The following is an 8,051-nucleotide window of genomic DNA, read 5'->3' on the forward strand; positions in this document are numbered from 1 at the left end:
ACTCCGTCAAAAGCCAGCTTTAATTGCTGGCTTTTTTATATTTAAAATAGCAATAAAGAGCATCAAATTACCATTTTTAAGCAAAATCAGTGTATTTGTATAATAAAGTTGCGATTAAAATGGTGTAACAAAAATAGATTAATAATAGAAATTAGGTTTCATTATGACGTCAAAAGTAACTGGTATTAGCGAGTTTCCCGATGCGTTTGTACAGCAACGAAAAGTAACAGGAATGGGTCAAATGGATGACCAAAACGATCCTGTAAATATGATCTTAGGCTTAAAAGATGTACGAAAAGCAGCGCATAATTGTGCTGTTTTTCAATCGGGTGCTAAACCTGGACGTATTGTAATTCCATCAGAAGTGGCAATACGTGAAACACGCCAAATTCCGTTTGAAGTAGACCCTCCTCAGCACGGTGGCTTTCGTGAATTATTAAACCCTTGGTTTAAACGCCCATTAGATGAATGTTACCAAGCGCGTTTACAAACCATTATTGATGAAACTATTGAAAACGCCTTTAAAGCAGAGTCGTTTGATGTGGTGTCACAATTTGCTTTACCTCTTCAATCTAAAGCGTTAACGCTGTTACTTAATACCTCAATGGATAAAGCACAAACATGGATAGATTGGGGTACTCATGTATTTAGAAGTGAAGACAGTGACCTTGATGGCGATAAAGCCAATATTCTATACAACTACATTGATGAGCAAATAGAAAACGCCATTGCAATCCCGGGTGATGATTTATATTCAGTGCTTTTAAATTCACAGGCGAACGGTAAAAAGCTGAGTAAAGAAGAAGTAAAAGGTGTGATGATCCTCACCTTTGCAGGGGGGCGCGACACCGTTATAAACGCGATCACAAACTCTATTGCCTACTTTAGCGAAAACATCAGCGATTTAAAGCGTATTGATGATGAGCCTGAAATATTAAACAGGGCCGTAGAAGAACTAATTCGCTATTTTTCGCCGCTTACGCAAATGGGCCGTGTCGCTACGCAAGACACAAGTGTATGTGAGCACGCTATAAAAGCCGACACACGAGTTTCGTTATGTTGGGCGTCGGCTAATCGCGATGAAAAGGTATTCAAAAACCCTAACAATGTCGACTTCGATCGAAAAGTTAACCCGCATATTAGTTTTGGTTTTAGCCATCACAATTGTTTGGGCGCAACGCATGCCCGCCAAATTTTACGTCAACTAGTGTTATCGCTTGCTAATAAAGTTGCTCAAATAGAGGCAATAAAAGCAGATGAAAATATTGAAAAACTCGGTGAGTTTTCAAGAAAGGTTGGCTTTAACAGTCTGCACGTTAGCTTTAAATCAAAATAAAAACACCGTAGAAAATAGTTAAATAAATACAGTAACAAGTAAAAGTAGAGGATTAATACGATGGCGAAAGTAATATTTATAACCCAAAAAAACGATGCAATTGAAGTAGAGGGCGACAGTGGCTCGCTAATGGAACTGGCATCAGCAAATGGTGTTGCTGGTATTGATGGTGATTGTGGCGGTGTATGTTCGTGTGCAACGTGTCATATTTACTTAACACCGGATGACTTTAAAAAAGTAGGTAAACCCGATGAGATAGAAAGCGACATGCTAGAGCTGGACGATAACGTAACGCAATACAGCCGTTTATGTTGCCAAATTGAGGTGTCTGAAAATATTGATGGCATGACCTTCAGAGTAGCCAATTAAAAGCGGGTACAGCATTATGCAAAACACACAATTAGAGCCAAACTCACTGCAGCAAAGCGTTGTTATTATTGGTGCAAGCCATGGAGGCGTTAACTTTGCATTTAACTTACGCCAGCAAGGTTGGCTGGGTAAAATTACGTTACTCGATAGCGATCCTGAACTGCCATATCACAGGCCACCGCTGTCTAAAAAAACGCTGCAATCGTTAGAGGTAAAATCAATACCTTTAAAGGTGCAAAAATCCTACACAGATAGCCATATAGATTTATGTTTAGGTGAGCGTGTTACTGCAATTAATAAAGATAACAAAATAGTTACTCTTGAAAATAATAAGCATCTAGCATTTGATAAATTAGTAATCGCAACCGGTTGCTCAGCTTTTATTCCTCCAATTACAGGCCTTAGTGAAACTGTAGATGAATATGGCACCTCTCAATATTTCGCAATGCGAACACATAGTGATGCCGTAGCAATAAAAAAAGCGCTAAGTGCAAGCACTAACAAAGAAGTGGTGATTATTGGTGGAGGTTATATCGGCCTTGAATCGGCGTCATCCTTTATTGCACTTGGCGCTAAAGTAACGGTTATCGAAAAACAAGAAAAAATACTATCGCGAGTCACATCATCTGCTATGTCTAACTTTTTAACTGATTTACACAAAACGAAGGGGGTAGACCTGCAAACAGCAAAAGATATTGTACAAATTAAGCACACAAACAATAAACATTATGTGCAATGTAGTGATGGCAGTGAGTATCCCGCCGATTTTATTTTAATTGGCGTAGGTGTAAGGCTAAATACACAACTTGCAACAGATGCTGAGCTGGTGGTTGAGCAAGGCATAAAAGTAAATGACGTATGCCAAACATCACACCCTGATATCTACTCAATTGGTGATTGCACTATTCATTTTAATAAAATTTATAATCGTTGGATCAGACTTGAGTCGGTACAAAACGCAGTTGACCAAGCTAAAGTTGCTGCGCAGTTTTTAGCTAAAAATAATACGTCAGCTCCTGCACTCCCTTGGTTTTGGTCAGATCAATACGAATATAAATTACAAATAGTAGGTTTATCACAAGGCTATAACGAGATTATTAAGCGCCAAGAAGCTCCCGGTCAATTTTCACTTTGGTACTTTAATAACGACACACTGCTTTGTGTGGAAGCTGTTAATTATGCAAAGGCCTATGTACTTGGCACACAGGCTATTAAGCAAGGTTTAAAGGTAAACAAACAGGTATTGAACAATTTGACTATAGCACTTGCAAAACCTCAGTTATTTCAGGCGTAACTGCTGTCGATACTGATGCGGAGTCACTTTAAAGTGATGTTTAAACTGCTTAATAAAATACGACGGGCTAGAAAAGCTTAAATCGTAAGATATATCAGTCACCGAAACATCACTTTGCCCGAGTAACCGTGCGGCATTATATAACTTGTGCTGAATCAGGTAGTCGGAATAAGGCACTCTAAAGTGCTTTTTAAATACCCTTGAAAAATACGAAGGTGATAAATGGCAAAGGGCTGCGGCTTGCTCAAGTGACAGGTTAAGGCCGTTATTTGTTTTAAGCTCATTAATTACCGGAGCAAGCTTTTTAAAACTTGCTGAGCTACTTAATGACGTTTGCTGCTTAGATAAACTGCTTTTACCATATTCGCACACCATAGTGATTAAGCTATCAAACAGTTGAGCACAGGTTTTACTTTTAGGATTTTCGTTAAATTCGCTAAGCATCCAAGCGAGCAACTTATGAATCCTTTTTTGTATTTCAATGCTAAAGCTTAAATGCAAACCAGTTTTTAGTAATTCTATAAATTCTTGTAAGGCCTGATTATTAAGGCGTTCAGGCATAAATTGCACAATATACCAAGATTTAGGGCGCGGATTTAAAGCAAAGTCGTGGGTTTCCATAGCGGGTGTAAAAACGGCCTCAAAATCAGAAAGAATCGATTCACCTTGATGATAAAAATAAGTGCCGTCAATTTGTTCAAAAAATATAAATTCATGCACCTGATGAAAGTGCATAAAACATGAATAGCTATCGTGCTGAAGATAACTTACATGATGAATTTCGAAATCGTAACCGTCTTTTATACAAAACGGTTCACAGTAAATTGTCGGTTGCTTCATAACATAATACTTATATTTAGAGACTTAGGAGTCTACATGTACAAGGCAAAAGCTGCAATTGCAGATGGAAAAGGCGGTTTTTTCTTCGATACCGTTAATGTCGGAAAACCAAGTGCTGGCGAAGTAAAAATTAAAATAAAAGCCTCAGGTATTTGTCATACAGATTGGGATTCAATTAAAACGTGGAATAAAAAATTTATCATTGGTCATGAAGGCGCAGGAACCGTTGTTGAGTTGGGCGAAGGTATAACGGAATTTACTATCGGCGATAAAGTAATACTAAATTGGGCAATTCCGTGTGGTGAGTGTTTCCAGTGCCAAGAGGGTAATTTACACATTTGTGAAGTAAATAGCCCCGTAACTGGCAATGGTTTATGCGGACACGCAGGTAAACAAGCGTGTGAGCATAATGGCAATAGCTTAGAGCGCTCATTTCATTTAGGTACGATGAGCGAATACACCGTCGTTAAGGCTGCTGCAGTTATAAAAATACACAGTGACATTCCTTTTCCAAGTGCAAGTATTGTTGGTTGCGGCGTAATGACCGGTTACGGATCAGTAGTTAATGCAGCTAAAGTAAAAGCAGGTTCTTCAGTGGCCGTATTAGGCTGTGGAGGCGTAGGACTAAATGCAATACAAGGGGCTGCAATTTCAGGCGCCGCTAAAATAATAGCAATTGATTTGTCACCGGAGCGATTAACACAAGCTAAAGCATTTGGTGCTACACATACCGTACTTGCTAAAAAGTATGACCCTGATTTAGTTCACATGATAAACGAAGTTAAAGCGCTAACAAATAGTCGCGGAGCCGATTATGCCTTTGAGTGTACAGCAGTGCCGGCACTTGGTTCAGCGCCATTAGCATTAATACGCAGCGCGGGAGTTGCGGTACAAGTGAGTGGCATTGAGCAAAAAATAGATTTTGATTGCGAACTATTTGAGTGGGATAAAATTTATATAAATCCGCTCTACGGGCAATGTAATCCTAAGCGCGACTTTGCTCAAATACTAGACCTTTATGACGCAAAAAAGCTCAAGCTCGATGAGTTAGTCACAAAAACTTACTCGTTAGATGAGTTACAAACAGGCTTTGACGACATGCTAGCAGGGCGTATCGCTAAAGGTGTCGTCGTGTTTGATGATTAAAGGAGTATAAAATGGCAATTCATCGTTTAGAAATATCAAATAGCAGCTACACCGCTGATAACTTTGTAACGCTAACCGCGTATAGCAGCCACTTAAAAGGGCGAGGTGATATAAGCATTTACCAAGAAGCAACCAGTAATAAAAATGTACCTATAATTGTATTACTGCATGGTGTGTATGGTAGCCACTGGGTGTGGAGCCAGCTAGGGGGCGTACATAAAGTGTATCAGCAGCTTCGTAGCAGTGGCCTTAACGAGTTTGTATTAGTGATGCCATCAGATGGCGCGCACGCCGAGGGCAGCGGGTATTTGCCACTTAAAAATGCAGATTATGAAGCATGGATAGTTGATGATGTGATTAGCGCTGTTATTCAAACTCAACCAATGTGCTCGAGCTCATCAAATATTTATATTACGGGCCTTTCAATGGGAGGGTATGGAGCATTATGTTTAGGTGCAAAGCATCCAACTATTTTTAGCGGTATATCAGCGCATTCATCAATTACTGAGCTTGACGACTTTAATCACTTTGTTGATGAACACACTCTAAAGCCACTAAAAAAAACCACTGATAAGTACAAAGGCGACGTGTTTAAAACATTGAGCGCGAATAAAAAGACATTACCGCCACTGCGATTTGATTGCGGAAAAGACGATGTACTTTTTAGTGCTAATACTGCGCTTGCAAAAAAGCTAGTTGATGAAAATGTTCCTCATACGTTCGATATTTTTGCAGGCACCCATTGCTGGGAGTATTGGCACGAACATGTAGCTAAAACTATGATCTTTTTTGCTCAATTAGAAAGCAAAACTCACACACAATTAAAATAAGGAAATAACCCATGAAAGTCATTAGCTCACTTTTAATTGCATTTGCATGTACTGCATCAAGCAATTTAGTCGCACAGCCAGAAGTATCCGTAAATTTAAACGTAAAGCGAAGTATTGACGGCCTATCAACCTTTGATAGAAGCAAATATATTGTTATGCACTCGATGCTAACAACAACCGATTGGAAGGGGGAAGAAGATAAGCTCGACTACTTACTTAACGACCTTGATGTGTACTTTGGTCGTGATAACGGTTCTATGCCGTATTACGCGACTCAAGTTGAGCAAAACCCAAATAATCTAGGGTACGCAAGCCCTGAGAGTATCGCTGCTTATGGCAAAACTGCTCGCGAAGATTATTATGGTAAAACGTTGTCGAAGCTTCATAAATACGACAATAGAGCCCATGTAATGATAGGCGGGCAAATTAATCAGTTTTGGATTGGTAATCATAAAGGCAAAGGCGAATGGAGCTTTGCTAATACCGATGCCGTGGGTCAATACATGGGACATTTTGTAAATGAATTTTATCGAAATGTCAACCAAGGACCGAACAAAGGCCCAGCACGCCCACAATACCTTGAAATACTTAATGAGCCACTTTACGAACTTGTTGATGTACATCACGGTAAGCCTATCGATACATTTATTTTTCATAACGAAGTAGCCCAAGGCATACGAAAAGTTAATACAAGTATTAAGATTGGTGGGTACACCACTGCCTTTCCATGGTTTGACGATAACAATTTCAATCGTTGGGATGAGCGAATGAAGCTATTTTTAGATACCAGCGGTGAATACATGGATTATTTTTCGATTCACCTTTATGACTTTGGCTACTTAAACCGCGATAAAGGCGTTGCTAACTTTAAAGGAGCCCGTATAGAAGCCACTATGGATATGATGGAGCAATACGAAAAGCTTAAACTAGGTAAGGTAAAACCTTTCATGATTTCGGAATACGGCGGGCGTGACCATAAAACAGAAGCAACGCCATGGACTGCAATAAATGACTGGCAAACTATGAAATCGTTTAGCCCTATGATGATGCAATTTATGGCTAAACCGAATCTCATACTTAAAGCCATTCCATTTAGTTTAGCAAAAGCAGAGTGGAGTGGTAATGAGGGACGCGATTATGCTTGGCGCTTACTACGCCACAATGACGAAAAAACAGGTGAAACAGGCGATGAATATGTATTCACCGACATTATTAAATTTTATCAATTGTGGTCAGATGTAAATGGCACACGTGTTAATACTGAATCAAACGAAGCCGACTTACTAGTAGATAGTTATGTAAACAATAACAAAGCATATGTAATTATCAGTAATTTAGAAACAAGTGCTAATAGCGCCTTGCTAAATTTAACAGAGCTACCAAGCAATCCGATTAATAACATTAAAATTAAGCACTTGCACTTTGCTAATGGTGAGCCAACACTTACAACAACATCACAAAATATTGGTGTAAAAAATGAGTTACCAAAAAGCATTAACATAGGCGCAGAAGCCACAGTAATTATTGAATATACGTTCAGCGACAATATAAAAATTATTGCTGAGTCTGACGAGCATAAATACTATGCAACAACCTACAAACAGGCAATTAAAGCCAATACAGCGCTTAAATTTAACATTAACGATGTAAAAATAAGTGAATATGGTAAAGGTATATTGCGTTTAAGTTTTGGTAGAGAGCATGATTTAGCTCAACAACCTATCGTTAAAGTAAATGACACTTTAGTTACTGTACCAACCGATTATGCCGGTGATGAGCAAGTATTTCGCCCACAAGTATTTAGTATGCTAGAAATCGAAGTACCAAACGAGCTGTTAAAAACCAATAATACAATATTAGTTACATATCCTGATGATGGCGGATTTGTTAGCAGCGTGACGCTCCAAGCGTTTGAGTACAGTGATGATATTTAATTTAAAAAACTAACTATTTGTTATGATATAAAAAGCAAGGTCACTAATTATTAGTGGCCTTAGTTGTTATTCGTCCGCTTTTTAAATTCATAGACAATCTTTAATTATCACAGAAGTCTTATTAAATTTTAAAAATAGATGGCATAATTCGTATGCATTAGTGATTGATCTTTATGTGTATTATATTTACTTGTGCTATTGGCCGAAAAGAAAACAGATGCCTTAATGGTTGGCGGAAGCTTATTTTATGTTTATCCCGCACTACTTGTTTATGGGGTACCAATATCAATTTTATTAAAAAA

Annotated in this window: 7 protein-coding genes; 6 read left to right on the forward strand and 1 reads right to left on the reverse strand. The window is 38.6% G+C overall.

Annotation, left to right across the window (positions count from 1 at the left end; all coding sequences use genetic code 11):
- Positions 1–163 precede the first annotated feature (163 nt).
- The 3 genes from GQR46_RS12785 to GQR46_RS12795 are packed head-to-tail and all read left to right on the forward strand — an operon-like array spanning position 164 to position 2,999.
- On the forward strand, positions 164–1,336 hold the full coding sequence (locus GQR46_RS12785) for a cytochrome P450 (RefSeq protein ID WP_165741150.1): 1,173 nt from the start codon (positions 164–166) through the stop codon (positions 1,334–1,336).
- Positions 1,337–1,396: 60 nt separating this feature from the next.
- Positions 1,397–1,705, forward strand: coding sequence for a 2Fe-2S iron-sulfur cluster-binding protein (locus tag GQR46_RS12790; protein ID WP_165741151.1), 309 nt, complete (start codon positions 1,397–1,399; stop codon positions 1,703–1,705).
- 16 nt (positions 1,706–1,721) lie between these two features.
- Positions 1,722–2,999, forward strand: a complete 1,278-nt coding sequence (locus tag GQR46_RS12795; RefSeq protein ID WP_165741152.1) for an FAD-dependent oxidoreductase — start codon at positions 1,722–1,724, stop codon at positions 2,997–2,999.
- Here GQR46_RS12795 and GQR46_RS12800 read toward each other — a convergent pair.
- Positions 2,985–3,839, reverse strand: coding sequence for an AraC family transcriptional regulator (locus GQR46_RS12800; protein ID WP_231611814.1), 855 nt, complete (start codon positions 3,837–3,839; stop codon positions 2,985–2,987). The genes GQR46_RS12795 and GQR46_RS12800 overlap by 15 nt on opposite strands.
- A 36-nt stretch (positions 3,840–3,875) precedes the next feature.
- Here GQR46_RS12800 and GQR46_RS12805 point away from each other — a divergent pair, with 36 nt between their 5' ends.
- The 3 genes from GQR46_RS12805 to GQR46_RS12815 are packed head-to-tail and all read left to right on the forward strand — an operon-like array spanning position 3,876 to position 7,749.
- Positions 3,876–4,985, forward strand: coding sequence for a Zn-dependent alcohol dehydrogenase (locus GQR46_RS12805; protein WP_007586186.1), 1,110 nt, complete (start codon positions 3,876–3,878; stop codon positions 4,983–4,985).
- Between the two features lie 11 nt (positions 4,986–4,996).
- Positions 4,997–5,815, forward strand: a complete 819-nt coding sequence (locus GQR46_RS12810; protein WP_165727460.1) for an alpha/beta hydrolase-fold protein — start codon at positions 4,997–4,999, stop codon at positions 5,813–5,815.
- Between the two features lie 11 nt (positions 5,816–5,826).
- Positions 5,827–7,749: a beta-agarase gene (locus GQR46_RS12815; protein ID WP_165741153.1), complete on the forward strand. Its 1,923-nt coding sequence runs from the start codon at positions 5,827–5,829 to the stop codon at positions 7,747–7,749.
- The last annotated feature ends 302 nt before the right edge of the window (positions 7,750–8,051 follow it).

The organism is Pseudoalteromonas sp. Z1A6 (genome assembly GCF_011378745.1).
In the GTDB taxonomy this organism is placed as follows: domain Bacteria; phylum Pseudomonadota; class Gammaproteobacteria; order Enterobacterales; family Alteromonadaceae; genus Pseudoalteromonas; species Pseudoalteromonas arctica.

Bases quoted from the DNA above. Each gene is read 5' to 3' on its own strand.
- GQR46_RS12785 (WP_165741150.1), top strand. From the start codon at position 164: ATGACGTCAAAAGTAACTGGTATTAGCGAGTTTCCCGATGCGTTTGTA.
- GQR46_RS12790 (WP_165741151.1), top strand. From the start codon at position 1,397: ATGGCGAAAGTAATATTTATAACCCAAAAAAACGATGCAATTGAAGTA.
- GQR46_RS12795 (WP_165741152.1), top strand. From the start codon at position 1,722: ATGCAAAACACACAATTAGAGCCAAACTCACTGCAGCAAAGCGTTGTT.
- GQR46_RS12800 (WP_231611814.1), bottom strand. From the start codon at position 3,839: ATGAAGCAACCGACAATTTACTGTGAACCGTTTTGTATAAAAGACGGT.
- GQR46_RS12805 (WP_007586186.1), top strand. From the start codon at position 3,876: ATGTACAAGGCAAAAGCTGCAATTGCAGATGGAAAAGGCGGTTTTTTC.
- GQR46_RS12810 (WP_165727460.1), top strand. From the start codon at position 4,997: ATGGCAATTCATCGTTTAGAAATATCAAATAGCAGCTACACCGCTGAT.
- GQR46_RS12815 (WP_165741153.1), top strand. From the start codon at position 5,827: ATGAAAGTCATTAGCTCACTTTTAATTGCATTTGCATGTACTGCATCA.